Here is a 20853-nt window from a genome sequence, read left to right as displayed (position 1 = left end):
TCGGCGGGGGCGTCGGCGGCGACGGCCCCCGCCGGGCCGCCGGTGATCGCGGACAGCGGCAGGTCCGCCGCCGCGGCCAGGAAGTGCCGCAGGTAGCGCGGGTCGGTGCGCTCCAGCGACAGCAGCACGTACAGGTCCGCCACGTCGAAGTCCGGGTCGTACGCGGGCTCGCCGCACACCCAGGCCCCCAGCCGCAGGTAGCCGCGCAGCAGTGCCGGGACCGGGGTGCGGTCGGCCCGGGCCACGCCCTGCGCCGACCACGGGCGCAGCGGGGTGACCCGGTACTGCTGCGGGGCCAGGTACTTGGCCGAGACGGTGTCCCACACCGCGGCGGCGGTCGCGCCCCCGTCGGCCAGCGGGATCGAGCAGCAGCCGGCCAGCCAGGCGTTGCCGGTGGCGGTCATGTAGCGGGCGATGCCGCCCCACATCAGGTTGATCACCGCGCCGTTGCCGCGGTGCGCCGCGGCGATGCAGGACCGCCCGACCTCGACCATGCCCTCGCGCAGCCCGCCGAGCCGGGCCAGGTCGAACTCGGTGTCGGAGTACAACCGGCCCGCCCGGCGGGCCTGTTCGGGCCGCAGCAGCCGGTACGTGCCGACCACCTCGCCGGTGGGCTGCTCGCGCACCAGCAGGTGGTCGCAGAACTCGTCGAACGGGTCGACGTCCAGGCCGGGCAGCGGCGAGTCGAGCACCGCGCCCAGCTCGTCCGCGAAGACCCGGTGGCGCAGCCGCTGCGCGGCCGCCACGTCCTCCGCGGTCCGGGCGAACACCAGCTGGTACGAGGGCGGTTGGGGCTCCGACGGACGGCCGGACGACAGCCGGGCGGAGGACTGGACGGGGACGTGGACCTGTCCGGTGCGGGCGGGGGCGGTGGTCATGGCGGGACTCTCCGGGATCTCGGGGCGCGATAGGGTGGCGACGGACGGCACGGGACGACACGCAACGACACGAGCGCTCGCACCCGGACCGCCGGTCGGGCGGTACCGGCCGCGGGCGGCCTCCGTATGTCTCCCCGACCCGCCCGGCACTGAGGTGGCCATCCGAGGGAGGCCAGATGTGCACCTGCTGAATGGCAGGTTCGACCCCTCCGGCACCGCCGCGCCCCCGCACCGGCCCCGGCCTGCGGACGGCATCGGCCGGACGCCCTCCGGCCACCCGGCGGACGCCGACTCTTCCCGCCGGGGCCACGCCGCTCTGCCAGCGTTCCCGGCATGCCGAACACGGGCGCGAACGCCTACCCGAGCCGGTACCGGTGGCTCGGCCTCCTGGGCTCGCTCGTCCTCGCCGCCGGCGCACTCACCTCCGGCGCCCTACCCGCCGCCACCACCGGCCCCACCCTGCGAGCCTCCGGCGGCGCCGGCACCACCCTGGTCTTCGCCGGCCTGGCCGTCCTCACCGCCGCCTGGCTCCTGCTCGGCCGCTCCGCCGCGGCCCTTCCCGCCGAGGCCCTTCCCGCTCCTGCTCTTCCCGCCGACGCCGTCCCCACCCGTGCCGTCCCCACCCGTGCCGCCCGCCGCGCCGCCCGCCCGTCCGGGACCCGCTGGCTGGCGGTCACCCTGGGCTGGTGGGCCGCCCCGCTGCTGCTCCTGCCGCCGTTGTTCAGCCGGGACGTCTACAGCTACCTCGCCCAGGGCGCCATGCTGGCGGGCGGGTTCGACGTCTACGCGGACGGGCCCGCCGTGCTCGGCGGCTCCGTCGCCCAGCAGGTGCCCCAGGTCTGGCAGCACACCCCCGCGCCGTACGGCCCCGGCTTCCTGCTGCTGGCGCGGGTCGCCGCCCCGCTCGCCGACCACCCGTACGCCGGGACCCTGCTGCTGCGGCTGTCCGCCGTCCTGGCCGTCGTCGCGCTGACCGCCCTGCTGCCGGCTCTGGCCCGGGCCCTCGGGACCGACCCGGCGGGCGCGCTGCGGCTGGGGGCGCTCAACCCGCTGGTCCTGCTGCACCTGGTCGCCGGGGCGCACAACGACGCCGTCCCGCTCGCCCTGATGCTCGCCGGACTGCTCGCCGCCACCCGCCGCCGCCCGCTCCTCGCCGCCGTCCTGATCACCCTCGCGGCCCTGGTCAAGGCTCCCGCCGCGCTGGCCCTCCCGGTCGCCTGGTGGATCGCCGGCCGCCCGGACGACGCCCCCGGACGGGGGCGCCGATCGCGCTGCGCCGTGACGGTCCTGGTGGCCGCCGCCGCGACCACGGCCGCCGTCACCGCCGCGGCCGGTACCGGCTACGGCTGGGTCGGTGCTCTCACCACCCCGGCCACCGCGAGCAGTTGGTCGCCGAGCACCGCGCTGGGCCGACTGGCCGCCGACCTGCTGGGGGTCGCGCCGGAGGGGCCGGTCGGGGCGGCCCGGCTGCTCGGGGCGGTCGGGGCGGCGGTGGCGCTGGGCCTGCTGGCGGCACGGGTCGTGCGGCGGGGGAGCGAACCGGCGGCGGCCCTGGCGCTCGCGTTCGGGGCCCTGGTCGCGCTCGGACCGGCCTTCCGGCCCTGGTACGCCCTGTGGTGCGTCGTCCCGGCCGCGTTCGCCGCGCGCACCGCCGGGGCCCGCCGGGCGGCCGAACTCACCTGCGCGGCACTGGCTTTCGCCGTCATGCCGGACGGCTTCGGGCCGGACCAGGCCGAGTTGGTGCTGGCCGCCGGGGGGTTGGGCGTCGGGGCGATCGCCGTCCTGCTGACGGAGCGTCAGATCACCTTCCAGGAGAGGCAGCCGGCGTGCTGACCCGCGGCACCACCACCGCCAGGATCGCGGTCCTCGCCGTCGCGGTCCTGGCCACCGGCCTGGTCCTGGCGGTCATCCTGGGCCACCGCGGCTGGTTCGACGCCGGCGTGTACTACGGCGCCGTGCGCCACTGGACCGCCACCGGGCAGCTCTACGACTACGTCCGGCCCGGCACCCCCTACGGCTTCACCTACCCGCCGTTCGCCGCCGTCTGCATGCTGCCGATGCGCCTGCTCGGCTGGCACCCGGCGATCGCCGTCGGCGTCGCGCTGTCCGCCGCCGCCACCGCCCTGCTGCTGTACTGGCTCGTCGACCCGGTCGCCCGCCGCCGGGGCTGGTGCCGCTGGTACGCGTTCGGCCTCGCGGCCTGCCTGTGCGCGCTCACCAACCCCGTCCGCGACACCTTCAGCTTCGGCCAGGTGAACCTGCTGCTGGTCGCCCTGGTCTTCGCCGACCACCAATTGACGAACCGTCAATTCACGCAGAGCCGTTGGAGGTTGCTCGCCGGGGTCGGCACCGGACTGGCCGCCGCGATCAAACTGACCCCGGCGCTGTTCATCGTCCACCTGCTGCTCACCCGGCAGTGGCGGGCCGCCGCGACCGCCACCGCCACCGCGCTCGGCGCCACCGGCGCGGGCTTCCTGATCGCCCCGGAGGTCTCCCGCCGGTTCTGGACCGCCACGCTCTGGGACACCGACCGGGTCGGCGGCTTCGCCAACATGTCCAACCAGTCCCTGCAGGGACTGATCGCCCGCCTCGGCCCCCACCTGCCCGGCCGCGCCCTGTGGGCGGTCGCCGCACTGGCCGTCCTCGCGCTCTGGGCGCACCGCCTGCACCGCGCCGCCGCGGCCCGCGACACCCTCGCCGCGTACAGCCTCACCGGCCTCGCCTGCTGCCTGGTCAGCCCGATCACCTGGGTGCACCACCTGGTCTGGATGCTGCCCGCCCTGATCGTCCTCGCCGACCCCGCCCCCGACCCCGACGCCGTTATGGGTGCCGCCCCGCGCCGCCCGGGCCGCCGCCGCGCCCGGACCGCCCTCTGCTGGCTGCTCCACCTCGTGCTCTCCAGCGGCATGGTCTGGCTCTGGCACCCCGACGGCCGCGACCTCGGCACCCTCCTCGGCGGCAGCGCGTACGCCCTGACCACCCTCGGCCTGCTGCTCGCCCTGCCGATCCGCCACCACCCCGAGCAGCCGGACGACCCCGCAGCCCCGGAGCCACCGGAGCGGACCGCCACCCCCGCCCGCACGTCCGCGCCCGCGCCCGCGTTCAGGGAACGCCCGGCCCCCGCCGGGCGATGAGCGCCGACCCGCCCCCCGCCGCCCGCTCACCCGTCCGGCGCAGCGACGCGCCGTTGGCGGTGCGGTCGACGGGCCCCGGGCGGGGCTGATCGCTAGCGTCCGGCGGAGAGCAGGCCAGACCGAGTGGGCCGTCGAACGCTGAGGAGAGTGCGCGTGGCCGGAACAGCGCCGCCCGCGGAGGGCAGACCGACCGGGGGAGGTCCGGGCGGGAGCGGTCTCGGCCCGGGCGGCGTCGAGCCGGTCGCGCCGTCGCCCGGCTCGACGACGGTGGTGCGCGCCTCGGTGATCGCCGCCGCGGCCGGCGTGCTGCTGGTGGTGGCGATCGTGCTGGGCAGCCGGGGCCTGCGGGACTTCGACTCGGCGCTGGTGCCGTACGCGGTGGCGTCGGTGTTCCTGACCTTCGGCGTGGTGTACCGCTACGTGGTGTGGGTCTCCGCGCCGGCCGCCCGCCGGCTCTTCGTGCAGGGCTGGAAGGCCGCGCTGTCCTGGGAGAACCTCAAGCGCTCGCCCGCCGCGCTGCCGCGGATGATCGCCACCTACCTGGGCTTCCAGAAGTTCCTCGGCGCCCGCTCGCACGCCCGCTGGGCCGCGCACCAACTGATCTTCTGGGGCTGCCTGCTGGCCGCGGCGATCACCTTCCCGCTGACCTGGGGCTGGTTCACCTTCACCTCCGCCAGCGCGTCCGGCCCGGGCTACGAGATGCGGCTGTGGGGCGTGAAGCTGTTCGGCTTCGACTCCGGCAGCTTCCTCGGCTGGGCGCTCTACCACGGCCTGGACCTGGCCGCCGTGATGGTGATCGGCGGCGCCGGCTACTTCCTGTGGCGGCGGATGCGCGACCGGGCCGCGACCACCGGCCAGCGCTTCGGCTACGACTTCCTGCCGCTGCTCGCGCTGATCACCATCTCGGTCACCGGCCTGCTGCTGACCTTCTCGGAGATGTTCCTGCACGGCGGCGGCTACGAGTTCCTGGCGATCCTGCACATGGCCTCGGTGGTGCTGACCCTGGTCTACCTGCCGTTCGGCAAGTTCTTCCACATCGTGCAGCGCCCGGCCGCGGTCGGCATGCAGCTGTTCAAGTACACGGCGCGGCGCAAGGGTTCGGACGCCCAGGAGCTGCGGGCGTGCCGGCGCTGCGGGCAGCCGATCGACACCGTCGCGGCGGTGGACAACCTGCGCGCCACGATGCGCGACCTGCGCCTGGGCTTCGACGAGTGGGCCGAGTACTGCCCCCGTTGCAAGCGGGTGCTGCGCGGCAACGCCTACCTGTCGAACGTCAAGCGGGGGTTCAAGTGAGCACCGAGCACGTCCCGTTGGACCCGAGCGTCGCCCCGCTGGGGACGCGCGCCTTCCGCGACGCGGGCGGCCTGCCCGCCGCCGCCTGGCGGGCCGACCAGACCGAGCAGACCCTCGTTCCCACGCACTGCTGCTTCTGCGGCATCCAGTGCGGCATGTACCTGCGGGTGGACGGGCGCGGCAAGGTGTTCGGGGTGGAGCCGCGCAACCACGACATCAACCGGATGCGCCTGTGCCCCAAGGGGATCAACGCCTACCAGCAGGTCAACCACCCGGACCGGCTGACCGCGCCGCTGGTGCGCCGCAGCCGCGACGAGGAGTTCCGGGAGGCGAGCTGGGAGGAGGCGCTGGACTTCACCGTCGCCGAGATCCGCCGCATCCAGGCCGCGCACGGCCGGGACGCGTTCGGGATGCTCGGCGGGGCCAGCCTGTTCTCCGAGAAGACCTACCTGGTGGGCAAGTTCGCCCGGGTCGCGCTGAAGACCCGGCACGTGGACTACAACGGCCGGCTGTGCATGGTGAGCGCGGCGGGCGCCAACAAGCTGGCCTTCGGCATCGACCGGGCGGGCAACCCGTTCTCCGACATGCTGCAGACCGACTGCCTGCTGATCGCCGGGGCGAACGTCGGCGAGTGCTTCCCGGTGCTGACCCAGTACGTGTGGGGGGCCCGCGACCGGGGCGCCACCCTGATCGTGGTCGACCCCCGGGAGACCGCGGTCGCCCGCACCGCGGACGTCCACGTCGCGCTCAAGTCCGGTACGGACGCGGCGTTCTTCAACGCCGTGCTGCACGTGATCGTCGCGGAGGGCCTGACCGACGAGGCGTTCCTGGCCGAGCACGCCACTGGTTGGGAGGAGGTCAAGGCCACCGTCGCGGCGTACCCGCCCGACCGGGCGGCCGAGATCTGCGGCGTCCCCGCGGAGCAGATCGTCCAGGTGGCGCGGATGTTCGGGCGGGCGGAGCGGGCGATGGCCTGCCACGCGCGCGGCATCGAGCACCACACCCAGGGCGTGGAGAACTGCCTGACCGTCATCAACCTGTGCACCGCCACCGGCAACCTGGGCCGTCCGGGCGCCGGTTACGGCACACTCACCGGCCAGGGCAACGGCCAGGGCGGCCGCGAGCACGGCCAGAAGTCCGACCTGCTGCCCGGCGGCCGCTCCATCAACGACCCGGTGCACCGCCGGCAGATCGCCGCGATCTGGGGCATCGAGGAGTCCGAACTCCCGCAGGCCGGCACCTCGATGATGGAGATGGTCTGGCAGATGCAGCGCGACGAGATCCGCGGCCTGATCGGCGTCTGCAACAACCCCTTCGTCTCGCTGCCCAACTACGCGGTGGTGAAGGACGGTTTCGACCGGCTGGAGTTCCACGCCCAGTTCGACTTCTTCCTCTCCGAGACCGCCGCCAACGCGCACGTGGTCTTCCCGGTCACCACCTGGGCCGAGGACGAGGGCGTGATGGCCAACGCCGAGGCCCGGGTGGTCAAGCACAACAAGGCGCAGGAGCCGCCCGCGGGCGTGCGCACCGACACCTGGGTGCTGTGCGAGATCGCCCGACGGCTCGGCGAGGGCAGCAAGTTCGCCTTCGAGGGCTCCCGGGACGTCTTCGACGAGCTGCGCCGCGCCTCGGCCGGCACGGTGATCGACTACTACGGCATCACGTACGAGCGCCTGGAGGCCACCGGCGGCATCGCCTGGCCCTGCCCGAGCCTCGAACACCCGGGCACGCCAAGGCTGTTCGAGGACGGCCGGACCTACCACCCGGACGGCAAGGTGCACCTGCAGGCGGTGGAGTGGCACCCGCCGGCCGACCCGTACAGCGACGAGTTCCCGATGCGGCTGACCACCGGGCGCACCGTGGCGCACTTCCTGTCCGGCAACCAGACCCGGCGCCTGGGCGGCCTGGTCGAGCAGACGCCCCGGCCGTGGGTGGAGGTCCACCCCTCGCACGGGTTCCGCAACGGGGAGCCGGTGCGGGTGGTGACCCGGCGCGGCAGCGAGGTGCTGCCCGCGCTGGTGACCGAGGCGATCCGCCCCGACCACGTCTTCGTGCCCTACCACTGGCCCTACCCGACGGCGGCGAACGTGCTGACCATCGACGCGCTGGACCCGCGCTCGAAGATCCCCGAGTACAAGGTGTGCGCGGTGCGGATCGAACGGGCCGAGCGGATCGACCCGGTGCCCGCGCCGCCGGTGCCGCCGGGCCGCGAACCGTACCCCGAGACCCAGGTCTCCCGCACCGACCCGCTGTCGCCGACCGCGCCGCAGGGCCGCGGCACCGCCGAGAGGGGCTGACCGAGATGCTCGGACGCACCATCTTCATCGACCCGGGCCGCTGCATCGGCTGCCAGGCGTGCGTGTCGGCCTGCCGCGAGTGCGACTCGCACCGCGGCAAGTCGATGATCCACCTGGACTACCCGGACGAGGGCCACACCGTCGCCGCGCTGCCGACCGTGTGCATGCACTGCGAGGACCCGGTCGCGCCGTGCGCCGAGGTCTGCCCGGCCGAGGCGATCCTGATCACCGCCGACGGCGTGGTGCAGGAGGCCGACCCGACCCGCTGCATCGGCTGCGCGAACTGCGTCAACGCCTGCCCGTTCGGCGTGCCCAAGATCGACCTGGAGGCGAAGCTCCAGATGAAGTGCAACCTCTGCTACGACCGCACCTCCTACGGCCTGGCGCCGATGTGCGCCACGGTCTGCCCCACCGGCGCCCTGTTCTACGGCACCGTCGAGGAGTTGCAGGCCGAACGGCCCGGCGTGGACGTCTCCACGATGTTCGCGTTCGGCGACACCGTGGTCTCCACCGGCGTGGCCATGGTGGTGCCGGGGGAGCGGCGGGCCCCCGTCCCCGGCGGCATGCTCACCCTGATCGAGGTCAACGGGCGCCCCACGCCCGGGAACGGAGCGAGGGCGTGACCGGCCCCGGCAACTCCCCCGAGCCGTACGGCTCCGGCGGCTCCACGGACCCCTACGGCGCCGGGGACCCCGACGGCCTCCGGGCCGAACGGGCCGCGCTCAAGGACCGGATCAGCGCCGACTCGCTGACCACCCGGCGCGACTACCTGCGGATCGTCGCCACCGTCTCCGGCGGCCTGGCGGTCGGCTCCACCGTCGTCTCGGCCGGCGTGCTGCACCGCCACGGGGACGGCGCCGCCGCCCCGTTGAAGGTCGCCGACCGGCTGGAGCGCGGCGAGGCGGTGAGCTTCGACTACCCCGGCGAGGACGACCGGGCGATGGCGATCCGGCTGCCCGACGGCACCCTGGTCGGCTACTCCACGGTCTGCACCCACCTGGCCTGCGGGGTGCTCTGGCGGCGCGACCACGGCAGTGACGGCGACCTCTACTGCCCGTGCCACGAGGGGCAGTTCGACTCCCGCACCGGCGAGGTCACCGGCGGCCCGCCGCCCCGCCCGCTGCCCAAGGTGGTGGTGGTCGAGGACGCCCAGGGCGCGGTGTGGGCGATCGGCACCGCCCGCTCCGGCGAGGACGAGGAGGCCGGCCTGTGCCGCGGCCTGACCGAGCGCAACCCGGCCCTCGCCGAGGCGGCCGGCTGCGCGAACCGCAAGAGCGGCCGATGACCGGCGCCCGGAGCGACCTGACGGATCGTCAACCAACGTGTGGAGGTGCGGGATGAGCGTCCCCGAAGGCCACTACCCGGAGGGCTACCACCCCGGCAGCGACGAGCCGCGGCTCAACCGGCCCGTCCGCGAACGGTACCCGCAGATCCGGTCCACCTCCGGCTACGCCGACCCCCGGGTCTCCGCGACCGGCCCCGGCCCCGGCGCGGGCACCGACCAGCAGCCCGAGCGCTCGGCGATCCTGTCCGCCCGGCTGGCGCTGGGCGTCACCATCGTGGTCGGCCAGCTGTGGGCGCTGAGCACCGCCACCAACGCCTGGATGCGCGGCGAGACGGCCACCGCCTGGTGGTGCACCGGGTTCAGCGCCGCGTCCTTCCTGGTCGTCCTGCTCGCCTGGCGGATCGCGCCCAACGACCGCTGACCGCAGCGGCGTTGCGGACGGTCACGATTCACCACCGCCCGCCCCGCCCGCGTTCCCGAACCGCCCGCCGCCCCGTACGCTGTCCCCCTGGCCGCGCGGGCGGCCGACGGGACACACCGCGGGGTGGCCGGCCGACGAGCCGGCACCCGCCGGGTCGCGCGCCGTGCGGGCGCGGGAAGGGCACGGCGCATGACGGAGCACCCCACCACCGAAACGGTCCAGCCCAGGCCGTTCCCCGACCGGCAGGCCGTGCTCCGCGCGGCCGTCCTGGTCCCCGTCACGGTCTCCCACATGCACGAGGCCCACCCGCACGGCCCGCTCACCCTCGCCGCCACCGCGCCCGTCGGCGCGCGCACCGGCGGCCTGGACTGGGACGGGCGGCGGCTGGTCCACCACCCCGAACCCGCCCGGGTGGTCGGCGCCCGGATCGAGGTCCTCACCGTCGGCGACCACCACCTCGGGCACGCCGTCGCGGGCCCCGGCGGCGAGATCCACTGGCCGCAGTGGGCCCGCTTCGGCGACACCCCCGTCCACTGGCACGGCCGGCCCGACCTGCTCGCCGAGGGCGGCGCCCACCCCTGCCGGCTCCACCTCACCGGCGACCAGCGCGCCCTGCTCGTCCAGGCCGAGGGCGAGCACGGCCTCGACTTCAACGAGGCACTGCTGCGCGTCACCCGCCCGCTCGCCGAAGCACTCGACCTGCTCCCGCCCGACCTGCGCCGCACCGAGGCGGTCGACCGCCTGGTCGCCCTGCTGACCGACCGCGGCGCCCGCTACCTCGTCCCCGCCGACCCGTACCACCTGCCCGGCTGGGAGGCGCACCTCCACCACGCCTACCTGGCCCTCGACGCGCAGGCCCGCGCCCACCGCGACGAACGGCCCACGCCCGCCACCGCCGCCCACCGCCCGGTCCGCTACGACGCCCTGGTGCGGCCCGGCGAGGACGGCCGGCCGGAGATCGTGCTGACGCCCGTGCTGCGCAAGAGCGGCCAGTGGCTGCCCGCGATGGACCCGGCCGCGCTCGACCTGCCCTGCCACGGCAGCGGGACGGACCGCGGGCTCGCGGCGGCCGGGTAGCCGGGCGAGGTGTCCGGGCGGGCCGGGCCGACGGGCCGGCGGCTCAGGGCAGCGGCTGCGGGCGCTGGGCGAGCACCGCGCCGACCAGCAGGCCGACGGCGATCGCCACCACCGTGGTGACCATCGACAGCAGGTCGTGGAAGCCCCGCACGGGATGGCCGCCGGCCAGGCTGGTCAGACCGCGCATGCCCAGCGAGCCGACCGTCAGGGTGAAGAACCCGGGCAGCGCCAGCAGCAGCCGCGGCGGCCGGTCCGGCCGGTGCGCCACCGCCGTGGCCAGCGCCCCCAGCGCCACGGCGGCCACGAACGTCCCGCCCACCTCGCCGACCAGCTTCGTCGCCCCCGACTGCACCGCGACCGTCAGGTACACCGTGCCCAGCAGGACCGGCAGCAGCCGCCACGGCACCGCGAACGCCAGCACCGTGCCGACGGTGAACACCACCCAGGACAGGAACACCGCCCAGCGCGGCAGGTCGGCGCGCGCCGCCACGTCGAACAGCGCCGAGGTGTCCCCGCCGGTCGCGTACACCCCGAGCATCACGCCCAGGTACAGCTGCAGCAGCAGGAACACCGCGTACACCAGGCGCACCGCGCCCGTGGTGAGGAACCCGGCGGCCAGCTCGGCGGCGGCGGCCGACAGCAGGTCGCCGGGGACGAAGTAGAACAGCGCCGGGAGCATCAGCAGCACCGCCCCGCCGTGCGCCGGGGTGCGGGCGAACACCTCCAGCACCAGCACCGACACGGCCGCCGCCGCGACCAGCGGCAGCACCCGCGACAGCCGCGGCCACCGCCCCGCCGCCACCGCCAGCACCGCCGTGACCAGGCCCAGCAGCGCGCTGCTGCCGATCTCGTACCAGGTCGGCTGCATCAGCGGCGCGAAGCCCACCGTGAACAGCACGATCCCCAGGCCCTTGAGCCACCACGGGTACGGGGCGGGCGCGCCGTCGATCGCCGCCAGCCCCCGCTCGGCCTCCGCGAGGGGGGTGCGGCCCAGGGCGGCCCGGTGCGCCCACGGCTTGAGCGCGGCGACCTTGTCGAGCCGGGCGACGTCCGGGAAGGCCCGCACCGCGACCGTCGAGCTGCGGCCGTCCAGCGACACGGTCAGCGTCGCGCCGTCCGGCACCAGCACCATCGCGCTCCGGGCGCCGAAACCCGCCGCGACCCGCGCCACCGTCCGCTCGACCTCCGAGGCGCCCTCGCCGCTCGCCGCCAGCAGCATCCGGGTCAGCCGCTCCAGCAGCGCCGTCAAGCGCTCCAGCGCCACCCCGCCGCCGTCCGGCTCCGTGCGCACCGCCCGCCCGCCGTCCATCCGCGCCTCCCGCGCCTCCCGCGGCGCCTGACCCGGCACCCGCTCACATCCTCGCCCGGTCCGCGGCGGGCTGCGCGGCGGCCGACCGCCGACGTGCGGTGCCCGAAATGTGGTGATACCACTCGTAGGACCTGTGGAAGGGAGCCAGTCGATGGACGACTACCCGGCGCTCAACCTGTTCTGGACCATGCTGTGGCTGTTCCTGTGGATCCTGTGGTTCTTCCTGATGTTCAAGGTGCTGACCGACATCTTCCGCAGCCACGACATGGGCGGCTGGGCCAAGGCCGCCTGGACGATCTTCGTGATCGTGCTGCCCTACCTCGGCGTCCTGGTCTACCTGATCGCCCGCGGCCAGGGGATGGGCCACCGCGACCGGGCGGTCGCCGCGCAGGCCGAGGGACAGTTCCAGGACTACATCAGGAAGGCCGCCGGGACGGAGGACCGGGACACCGGACCTCGGCACGTCGACGAACTCGCCCGGCTCGCCGACCTGAAGGACAGCGGCGCCCTCTCCGAGGAGGAGTTCCGGGCCGCGAAGCAGAAACTGCTCGCCTGAACACCGATGGCTGACGGGACCGGACCCGAGGGCCGACGGGACCGGGCGGGCCCGCGGACGCCGCGCCGCCGGCCGGGACCGCCCGGCCGAGGCCGCCCGGCCGGGCCGGAGAACGGACCGGACCGGTCCGGACGAACCCGCCGAGCGGCGGACGGGAGGAGGACCACGGCGTGCCGGAACCGCAGCTGACGCCCGAGGTGTTCGACCGCGCCGTCGTCGCGATCGCCCTGACCGCCGGCCCCGAGCACCGGATGGTCTACTACAACGACGCCTTCCGCGAGCTGTTCGGCGACCGCCCGCTCGGCGCGCCCGCCCGCGAAGCCTTCACCGAACCCGGCAGCGAGCGCTTCCTCGCCACCCTGGACGCCGTCCTCGCCGACGGCACCGCCCGGCAGGTCACCGCCCACCGCACCCTCGGCTGCCCCGGCGCCGGACCCGCCCACCGCCACTTCGTCTACTCCTGCTCGCCCGCCGCCACCCGGTACGGCCCCGGCATCCTCGCCGCCGCCATCGACACCACCGCCGAACTGCACTCCGCCCTCGAGGCCGAACGCCAGTCCGCCGAACGCCTGGAAGCCCTGCGGCGCTACGAGGCGCTGATGGCCGCCGCCGCCCAGATGGTCTGGGTCGCCCGCACCGACGGCACCGCCAGCGAACTCATGCCCGGCTGGGAGGAGATCACCGGCCAGCCCTTCTCCGAAGCCGCCGCCGACGACGGCTGGCTCGACGTCGTCCACCCCCAGGACCGCGCCGACACCGCCGCCCGCTGGGCCGCCGCCGCCCGCGACCTGCCCCGCGTCTTCGACCACACCTTCCGGGTCCGCAGCGCCGCCGGCGGCTACCGGCACGTCCGCTCCCGCGCCGTCCCCGTCCCGCACGAGAGCAGCGGCACCGAATGGATCGGCACCACCCGCGACATCGAGGACCACTGGCGCGGACGCCTGCGCGAACGGCTGCTCGCCCGGGCCGGCGCCGTCACCGAGGCCGAACGCGCCGAGGACGCCTTCGCCGCCCTCGCCGCCACCCTCGTCCCCGACCTCACCGACGTGTGCGCCGTCTACCTGCTGCCCGCACCCGACGCCGCCGGCGAGGAGATCGTCGCCACCCGGATCGCCTCCGTCGCCCGCCCCGGACTGCCCCCGCTGCCCCCGCTCAACCAGCAGACCTTCACCCTCGGCGCCCGGGCCCGCCAAGCCGTCACCGACCGCACCCCCGCCCTGCTCGACCTCACCGACGGCGCGGTCCCCGGCGGAGCCGTCCCCGAGATATCGGCCCGCTGGCTGTCCGCCGCCCGCGCCACCAGCCTCACCCTGCTGCCCATCGTCGTCGACGGCGCCGTCGTCGCCCTCGCCGCCACCGCCGGCTGCGAGGACGCGCCCCCGCCCGGACCCGCCGACATCGACCTCCAGCACGAAGTCCTGCAACGCGCCCAGGCCCCGCTGCGCCAGGCCCTCGCCCTGCAACGCGCCCGGCACGCCGCCGTCGTCCTGCAACGCGCCCTGCTCACCACCCTGCCCCGGCTCGGCGCCGCCGCCGTCGCCGCCCGCTACCAGCCCGGCAGCCGCAACGCCGAGGTCGGCGGCGACTGGTACGACGCCTTCGCGCTGCCCGACGGCTCGCTCGCCGTCACCATCGGCGACGTGGCCGGCCACGACCTCGCCGCCGCCACCACCATGGGCCAGCTGCGCGCCATGCTGCGCTCCATCGCCTACACCCGCGGCCACGCCCACACCCCCGCCGACACCCTGCGCGAACTCGACACCGCCGCCGAGGGGTTGGGCGTGGGCAGCTTCGCCACCGCGGTGCACGCCCGGCTGGTGCGGCACGGCGCCGACGGCGGCTGGGAGATGGAGTGGGCCAACGCCGGACACCCGCCGCCCGTCCTCGTCCCGGTCGACGGACCGCCCCGGCTGCTGGCCGCCGAGGACGCCGACGTCCCGCTGTGCGTGGACCCGCGCCGGCCCCGGGTCACCCACCGGCACCCCGTCGGGCCCGGCGAGACACTGCTGCTCTACACCGACGGCCTGGTCGAAGTCCCCGGCGAGCACCTGAACGACGGCCTCGCCCGGCTCTGCCGCACCGCCGCCGCGGCCCGCCACCGCCCGCTGGCCGACTTCTGCGACCACCTGGTCGCCCAGGTCGCCGACGTCCGCGACGACATCGCCGTGATCGCCTTCCGGCCCGACCCGCAGGGACGCGCGGTGGACGCCGCGAGCAGAGGCCCCGGCCGGGAGGGCGGCCGGTGAGCGACGGCGAGCAGGAGGAGCGGCGGGGGGACGGCGAGCAGGACGGGATGCGGAGGAACGGCGTGGACGGCCACCGGGACGACCGGCACAGCGACGGAGAGGGCGGCGACGTGAGCGGACCGGCGGACGGGGCGGGCGGGGGCGCGGTGCCCCGGCCGGCGGGCAGCGGCCAGGGCGACCACGTCGACGCGGCCCTGCTCGACGCGCTGTTCGCGCAGGCCCCGATCGGCCTCTACCTGCTCGACGACGAGCTGCGGGTGATCCGCTACAACAGCGCCGCCCGCGGCGTGCGCGACATGGCGAGCACCGACATCGTCGGACACCGCCCCGCCGAGTTCGCCCCCGGCTTCGACCGCGTCGAACTGGAGGTGCTCGCCCGGCAGGCCCTCCAGGACGGCGGCTACGTCCGCGAACACCTGGTGCGCGGCCGGATGCCCGCCGACCCCGGACACGAGATGGTCGGCGCGGTCTCCCTGTTCCGGATCGTCTCCGACACCGGCCGCCGCTACCTGGTCGCCGCCGTCGAGGACGTCACCGAACGGCAGTGCGCCCTCGACCGGCTCGACATCCTGCACAGCGCGCACCGCCGCCTCGGCGTCTCCCTCGACGCCATCGGCTCCGCCCAGGAACTCGCCGAGGTCGCCGTCCCCCGCTTCGCCGACTCCGCCACCGTCGACCTGCTCGACGAACCACTGCGCGGACTGCCGCTGCGCCCCGGCCCGATCGACCCCGGCGCGCCACTGCGCCGGGCCGCCTACCGCTCGGTGCGCGGCACCGGCCCCGCCGGACCCTCGGCGGGCCCCGTCCCGCACGGCGCACTGTCCACGTACGGGGCGCCGACCCCGTACAGCCGGACCCTGGAGGACGGGCGGGCCCGGCTGATCCGCGGGCTGGGCGGGGAGGAGGAGTGGCTGGCCGCCGACCCCGAGCGGGGGCGGCGGCTGACCGGGCTGGGCGTGCACTCGATGATCGTCGCGCCGCTGGTGGTGCACGACGCCGTGCTGGGCGTGCTGGCGCTGTACCGGCACCGGCGGCCCGAACCCTTCGACCAGGACGACCTGGAGCTGGCCGTCGAACTGGCCTCGCGCGGCGCGGTCGCCATCGACAAGGCCCGCAGCTACGCCCGGGAACGGTCGATCGCCACCACGTTGCAGCGCCAACTGCTGCCCCGGGAACCGGTGGAGCTGAGCGCCGTGCGCAGCGCCCACGTCTACCTGCCGGGCGTGGTCGGCCCGGGCGGGGACTGGTACGACGTGGTGCCGCTGTCCGCCGCCCGGGTCGGCCTGGCGATCGGCTCGGTCACCGGCACCGGCATCGAGGCCGCCGCCCTGATGGGCCAGGTCCGCACCGCGCTGCGCACGCTGGCCGTCCAGGACCTGCCGCCCGACGAACTGCTGGTGCGGCTGGACGACGCGGCCCGGGTGCTGACCGACGAGCAGCGCGGCAGCCTGCCGGCCGGCGCGAGCACCCTGCCGGACGGCCTGGCCTCCTGCCTGTACCTGGTCTACGACCCGATCGCCCGGACCTGCACGGCCGCCTCCGCCGGACACCCCGGGCCGGTGGTGGTCGGCCCCGACGGCGTGCCGGTGCCGTTCCCGGTCGAACCCGGGCTGCCGCTGGGCTGCGGCGACGGCTGCTACGAGATGCGCGTCGCGGAACTGCCGGTCGGCAGCGTCCTGGCGCTGTACACCAACGGGCTGATGTCCGGCCCGCCGCGGCGCACGCCGCCCCGGGCGGACGGCGCCGCGGAGCGCGGGCCGGGGCGGAGCGCGGAGCGCGGCGGCCTGGACGAGACGCTGCCGGCCGGGCCGGGGGAGGGCCGGCGGGCGGCGCTGCAACGGGTGCTGGCCCGGGCCGGGGAGGAGGAACTGGCGCAGCTGTGCGACCAGGCGGTGTACGCGCTGCTGCCCGAGCGCCAGCGCGAGGACGCCGTGCTGCTGCTGGTGCGCACCCTGGAGCTGCCCGAGGACAAGGTCGCGGTGTGGACCCTGCCGGAGGACCCGGCGGTGGTGCGCACCGCCCGGCGGCTGGCCGAACACCAGCTCGCCGCCTGGGGGTTGGAGGAGCTGGAGTTCGCCACCGGCCTGATCGTCAGCGAACTGGTGACCAACGCGATCCGGTACGGGAAGTCGCCGATCCGGCTGCGGCTGATCAACGACCGGGGCCTGATCTGCGAGGTGTCGGACAGCTCGGACAGCACCCCGCACCTGCGGCGCGCCAAGTCCACCGACGAGGGCGGCCGGGGGCTGTTCATCATCGGGCAGCTGGCGCAGCGCTGGGGGACCAGGTTCGCCCGGCACGGCAAGACCATCTGGGCGCAGCAGGAGGTGCCGGAGGCGTCGGAGACGTCGGAGGTGCCGGGGGCGCCCGCGGCCTCGGCGGCGCCGGTGGTGCCGGGGCCGGCGGGGCTGGCGGAGGGCGGCGGGGAGTAGCGGGCCGCGGGCGGCCACCGGGGTGTCGCGGTGGCCGCCCGCGGGCGCGCTGCGCCGGCCGGGTCCGGGCGCCCGCGCGTTCAGGCGCCCGGCACGCCGGTGGGGCTCAGGGGCGGGTCTTGGGGGCGTTCTCCGCGGTCCGGGCCGGGTCGAACTCGGCGACCGGGGCCAGGATCTCGTCCATCCGGGCGAGCAGCGCGGGCTCCAGCTTCACGCCGGCGGCCTTGACGTTCTCGGTGACCTGCTCGGGGCGGGAGGCGCCGATGATCGCGGCCGAGACGTTCGGGTTCTGCAGCACCCAGGCGACGGCGAGCTGGGCGAGCGACAGCCCGGCCTCCGCGGCGAGCGGGTGCAGCAGCTGGACGCGCTCCAGGACCTCGGGCCGCAGCCAGCGGGAGACGAAGTTCGCGCCGCCCTTCTCGTCGGTGGCCCGGGAACCCGCCGGCGGCTCCGCCCCGGGCTGGTACTTGCCGGTCAGCACGCCCTGCGCGATCGGCGACCAGACCACCTGGCCGATGCCCAACTCCTCGCAGGTGGGCACCACTTCACCCTCGATGACGCGCCACAGCGCGCTGTACTGCGGCTGGCTGGAGACCAGCGGGACGCGCAGCTCGCGGGCCAGCGCGTGACCGGCCCGGATCTGCTCGGCCGTCCACTCGGAGACGCCGATGTACAGCGCCTTGCCGGAGCGGACCACGTCGGCGAACGCCTCCATGGTCTCCTCCAGCGGGGTGGAGGGGTCGTAGCGGTGGGCCTGATAGACGTCCACGTAGTCGGTCTGCAGCCGGCGCAGCGAGCCGTCGATCGACTCCAGGATGTGCTTGCGGCCCAGCCCCCGGTCGTTGCGGCCGGGGCCGGTCGGCCAGAACACCTTGGTGAGCACCTCCAGCCCCTCGCGGCGCTCGCCCTTGAGGGCCCGTCCGAGGACCGACTCGGCGCGGGTCTCGGCGTAGACGTCGGCGGTGTCGAAGGTGGTGATGCCCGCGTCGAGGGCGGCCCGGATGCAGGCGGCCGCGGTGTCCTCCTCGACCTGCGAGCCGTGGGTGAGCCAGTTCCCGTACGCGATCTCGCTGATGATCAGGCCGCTGCGGCCCAGGTGACGGAATTCCATGATCTGTACCGTACGTCAGCGGCGGCGGCGTCGGCACCACCCCGGCCAGGCGGCCAGAGCGGCCAGGGCGGCGGGGTCGGTGCGCGGGGCGGCGGACGGGGGCGGTACGCGGGGCGGCGGACGGGGTCGGAGGTCGCCGGGCCCGGGCCTTTGGGCCCTACCGGGCGGGGCGGGGCGGGCGCAGGCTCAAGACACGGAAGCGTGCGACCCGACGAGGATGCGGCGAGGAGTGATCCGCGATGACCGAGCCGATGGCGGGAACGGTGGACGGGGTGCCGGGCGGGCCGAGCCCGGCCGAACTGCGGGAACTGGTCGCCGCGGCCGGGGCCGCGCCGTCGCTGCACAACACGCAGCCGTGGCGGTTCCGGCCGACCGCGGACGGCCCCGGGGTGCTGGTGTTCGCCGACCCCGCGCGGGCGGTGCCGCTGGCCGATCCGGACGGGCGGGCGATGCTGCTGTCGGTCGGGGCGGCGCTGTTCAACCTGCGGGTGGCGGCCGCCCGACTCGGGCTGCCGGTCGAGGAGTTGGACCTGATACCGGGACCGGACGGGCCGGACGGGCCGGTGGCGGTGGTGCGCTTCGGCCCGCGCGGCGCGCCCCACGAGCCGGTCGAGTTGGCCGAGTTGGCGGAGGCGGTCGGCCAACGGCACTCCAGCCGCGAGCCGTTCGGGAACCGGGACGTGCCCGAGGCGGTGATCGGCGAGCTGATCGAGGCCGCCGCCGACGAGGACGCCGTACTGGACGTGCTGGAGGAGTCCGGCGCGCGCCGGGTGCTGGCGCTGACCGCGGAGGCCGAGGCCCGGATCGCCGCGGACGCCGCCCGCCGGGCGGAGACGGGTGGTTGGCTGCGCGCGGAGCCCGCAGGTCGTGCTCCCGCGAGCGTTGCCGCGGACGGCATCCCGGAGTGGGCGCTCGGGCCCCATGACCACGAAGCCCGGGTCCCCGTACGGGACTTCGCCGGGCGCGGGCCCGTGCGCACGCAGCGCTTCGAGGCGCTGCCGCAGGTGGCGACCATCGCCACCCGGGGCGACACGGCGGCGGACTGGCTGCGGGCCGGGCAGGCGCTGGAGCGGGTGTGGCTGGTGGCGACCGCGCGCGGGCTGCGCGTCTCGGTGCTCCACCAGGCCGTCGAACTCCCGGACACCCGCTGGCGGTTGCGCGACCCCGACAGCGGCGTCGGCACCGTCCAGGTGGTGCTGCGGGTCGGCTACGGCCCGCCCGGGGCGGCCACCCCGCGCCGGAGCGTCGACGACCTGCTGCGCGACCCGGCCCGGGGTCGCTGACCGCCGACCGCCGGGGACTGTCAGTGGCCGGGGGCATCATCGGCCGGGAGGATTCCCCAGCGGACGGAGCGGCGGCATGACGATCACCAACGAGCGGATGGCGGGGTACGAGTTCCTGGGCCCGATGCGCGGGGACGGCTACTACCCGGCGCACCTGGTGGCCAAGGGCGGCGACATCCTGCACGCGCTGTGCGAGCGGATCGAGGGCCGACCGCCGCGCGGGCTCGACGAGTTGTACGAGCTGACGCACGCCGCGACGGAGCAGTTCAACCTGCTGGCGGAGGAGTTCCACGAGGCCGGCAGCGAGATCGAGACCGTCGCGCGCGAGGCGATCGCCGCGGACTTCGACCACCTCGCCCGGGCGTACGGCTTCCCGGAGGCCGACCTGGAGGAGCTGGTCGACCCCCGCGAGTGGTGAGGCGGCAGGCGGGCGCGGTTCAGCGGACGGCGGAGGCCAGCAGGGCGCGGTGCGGGAGCAGCAGGGCGTCCGGGGCCGCCGGGTCGGTGCGGTACTCCTCGGCGAGCCGCTCGTAGTGGCGGCGGGCCGCGTCCCGGACGGCGGGCGGCTGGGCGAGCAGGGTCAGCCCGATGGTGGCGACACCGGCCGCCGGGCCGCTCCACCACTCGTCCAGGGTGGTGGCGTGGTCGAACTCGACGGTGCTCCCGTGGGCGTCGCGCAGTCCGGCGCCGGTGAGCAGCCCGGCCAGGCCGTCGGGGGTGCGGTCGAAGTCGTCGGCCGGGTCGAGCGGCCCGAGGTGTGCCGGGCGGGCCGCGCCGGCCGCCTGCAGGGCGCGCGGGACCAGCGTCTGGCCCGGGGCGGGGCTGCCCGACCAGATGGTCAGGGCGAGCCGCCCGCCCGGGCGCAGCACGCGCCGCAGTTCGGCGAGCGCGAGCAGCGGCCGACCGACGTGGTTGAGCACGAAGTTGGCCACCACCGCGTCGAACTCGCCGTCCGGGAAGGGCAGTTCGGGGAGGGTGGCGAGTTCGCTCCGGGCCTGCGGGACGTCGCGGCGGACGAGTGCGAGCATGCTCGGTTCGGCGTCGACGGCGGTGACCAGGGCGCCGCGGGCCACCGCCGCCGCGGCGACGGTGCCCGGCCCCGTCCCGACGTCCAGCACCCGGTCCCGCGCGGACACGCCCGCCGCGTCGAGGAGCCGCTCCACGGGGCGGGCGCAGAGCCGGCCGAACGAGGCGGCGTAGACGGCGCCGTGCCCGGCCCAGGCGGTGCGCTCGTTGGCGTCGAAAGCGGTGGTCGGCGGTGCGGTCCGCGGCATGGGTCCCCCTCGTTCCGGTGGTTGGCGGACGATCATAGTCGGACGGGGCCGGAGCCCGGCCCGCCGCGGGCGGCGGGGGAACGCCGAAGGGCGCGACCGGAGCGGTCGCGCCCTTCGGGCCGGGCAGGCCGGTCGACGGGACGTCAGCCCGTCTTGACCTGCTCGGTGAGCTGGGGGAGGACGGTGAAGAGGTCTCCGACGACGCCGTAGTCGACGAGTTCGAAGATGGGGGCTTCGGGGTCCTTGTTGACGGCGAC

General features: G+C 75.8%; 16 protein-coding genes and 2 pseudogenes. 13 read left to right on the top strand and 5 right to left on the bottom strand.

Annotated elements, in window-relative coordinates; genetic code table 11:
• Positions 1–68: 68 nt before the first annotated feature.
• Positions 69–878 (bottom strand): annotated as a pseudogene (locus ACIQVD_RS19590) (GNAT family N-acetyltransferase); the annotation flags it as partial.
• Positions 879–1211: 333 nt separating this feature from the next.
• On the opposite strand from ACIQVD_RS19590, the gene mptB reads away from it, so the two are divergent.
• From mptB to ACIQVD_RS19550, 8 genes are all read left to right on the top strand, one after another.
• Positions 1212–2711, top strand: a complete 1500-nt coding sequence (gene mptB, locus ACIQVD_RS19585) for a polyprenol phosphomannose-dependent alpha 1,6 mannosyltransferase MptB (RefSeq protein ID WP_402290692.1) — start codon at positions 1212–1214, stop codon at positions 2709–2711.
• Complete coding sequence (locus ACIQVD_RS19580; RefSeq protein ID WP_402290690.1) at positions 2705–4012, top strand: glycosyltransferase 87 family protein; 1308 nt, start codon at positions 2705–2707, stop codon at positions 4010–4012. Before mptB ends, ACIQVD_RS19580 begins: the two co-directional genes overlap by 7 nt.
• Positions 4013–4279: 267 nt before the next feature.
• Positions 4280–5305, top strand: a complete 1026-nt coding sequence (locus ACIQVD_RS19575) for an MFS transporter (protein ID WP_400679944.1) — start codon at positions 4280–4282, stop codon at positions 5303–5305.
• Entirely contained in the window at positions 5302–7602 is a 2301-nt protein-coding gene (locus ACIQVD_RS19570; protein ID WP_402290688.1) for a molybdopterin oxidoreductase family protein, read from the top strand. The genes ACIQVD_RS19575 and ACIQVD_RS19570 overlap by 4 nt, the downstream gene beginning before the upstream one ends.
• Positions 7603–7607: 5 nt before the next feature.
• Positions 7608–8225: a 4Fe-4S dicluster domain-containing protein gene (locus ACIQVD_RS19565; RefSeq protein WP_400679860.1), complete on the top strand. Its 618-nt coding sequence runs from the start codon at positions 7608–7610 to the stop codon at positions 8223–8225.
• On the top strand, positions 8222–8887 hold the full coding sequence (locus ACIQVD_RS19560; protein ID WP_400679862.1) for a ubiquinol-cytochrome c reductase iron-sulfur subunit: 666 nt from the start codon (positions 8222–8224) through the stop codon (positions 8885–8887). Before ACIQVD_RS19565 ends, ACIQVD_RS19560 begins: the two co-directional genes overlap by 4 nt.
• A 52-nt stretch (positions 8888–8939) precedes the next feature.
• Positions 8940–9308, top strand: a complete 369-nt coding sequence (locus tag ACIQVD_RS19555; protein WP_400679864.1) for a hypothetical protein — start codon at positions 8940–8942, stop codon at positions 9306–9308.
• A 189-nt stretch (positions 9309–9497) separates the two neighbouring features.
• Positions 9498–10385: a hypothetical protein gene (locus ACIQVD_RS19550; RefSeq protein ID WP_402290684.1), complete on the top strand. Its 888-nt coding sequence runs from the start codon at positions 9498–9500 to the stop codon at positions 10383–10385.
• A 43-nt stretch (positions 10386–10428) separates the two neighbouring features.
• Here ACIQVD_RS19550 and ACIQVD_RS19545 read toward each other — a convergent pair whose 3' ends face one another.
• Positions 10429–11733 (bottom strand): threonine/serine exporter ThrE family protein, encoded by a 1305-nt coding sequence (locus ACIQVD_RS19545; protein ID WP_400679867.1) that lies wholly within the window; start codon positions 11731–11733, stop codon positions 10429–10431.
• Positions 11734–11845: 112 nt separating this feature from the next.
• On the opposite strand from ACIQVD_RS19545, the gene ACIQVD_RS19540 reads away from it, so the two are divergent.
• The 3 genes from ACIQVD_RS19540 (at position 11846) to ACIQVD_RS19530 (ending at position 16928) form a co-directional block, all read left to right on the top strand.
• Entirely contained in the window at positions 11846–12250 is a 405-nt protein-coding gene (locus ACIQVD_RS19540; protein WP_400679869.1) for an SHOCT domain-containing protein, read from the top strand.
• Positions 12251–12420: 170 nt separating this feature from the next.
• On the top strand, positions 12421–14496 hold the full coding sequence (locus tag ACIQVD_RS19535; RefSeq protein ID WP_400679872.1) for a SpoIIE family protein phosphatase: 2076 nt from the start codon (positions 12421–12423) through the stop codon (positions 14494–14496).
• The gene (locus ACIQVD_RS19530) at positions 14493–16928 is read left to right on the top strand and encodes a SpoIIE family protein phosphatase (RefSeq protein WP_402290681.1); all 2436 of its coding nucleotides are present in this window, start codon (positions 14493–14495) and stop codon (positions 16926–16928) included. Before ACIQVD_RS19535 ends, ACIQVD_RS19530 begins: the two co-directional genes overlap by 4 nt.
• A 106-nt stretch (positions 16929–17034) precedes the next feature.
• On the opposite strand, the gene ACIQVD_RS19525 is transcribed toward ACIQVD_RS19530, so the two are convergent.
• Entirely contained in the window at positions 17035–18039 is a 1005-nt protein-coding gene (locus ACIQVD_RS19525) for an aldo/keto reductase family protein (protein ID WP_400679876.1), read from the bottom strand.
• 239 nt (positions 18040–18278) lie between these two features.
• On the opposite strand from ACIQVD_RS19525, the gene ACIQVD_RS19520 reads away from it, so the two are divergent.
• Positions 18279–19322 (top strand): Acg family FMN-binding oxidoreductase, encoded by a 1044-nt coding sequence (locus ACIQVD_RS19520; protein ID WP_402290678.1) that lies wholly within the window; start codon positions 18279–18281, stop codon positions 19320–19322.
• Between the two features lie 76 nt (positions 19323–19398).
• A complete protein-coding gene (locus tag ACIQVD_RS19515; protein WP_402290675.1) occupies positions 19399–19740 on the top strand; it encodes a DUF5713 family protein in 342 nt (113 codons plus the stop codon).
• Positions 19741–19759: 19 nt separating this feature from the next.
• Here the strand turns inward: ACIQVD_RS19515 and ACIQVD_RS19510 are convergent, their stop codons facing one another.
• Together ACIQVD_RS19510 and ACIQVD_RS19505 are read right to left on the bottom strand one after the other, a co-directional pair.
• On the bottom strand, positions 19760–20596 hold the full coding sequence (locus tag ACIQVD_RS19510; protein WP_402290673.1) for a class I SAM-dependent methyltransferase: 837 nt from the start codon (positions 20594–20596) through the stop codon (positions 19760–19762).
• A gap of 143 nt (positions 20597–20739) precedes the next feature.
• Positions 20740–20853 (bottom strand): annotated as a pseudogene (locus ACIQVD_RS19505) (electron transfer flavoprotein subunit alpha/FixB family protein); the annotation flags it as partial.

This window comes from Kitasatospora sp. NPDC090308, assembly GCF_044769485.1.
Classification (GTDB): Bacteria; Actinomycetota; Actinomycetes; order Streptomycetales; family Streptomycetaceae; genus Kitasatospora; species Kitasatospora fiedleri.
Note: the sequence above shows the minus strand (reverse complement) of the source record. Positions and strands in the feature narration are given on the sequence as shown.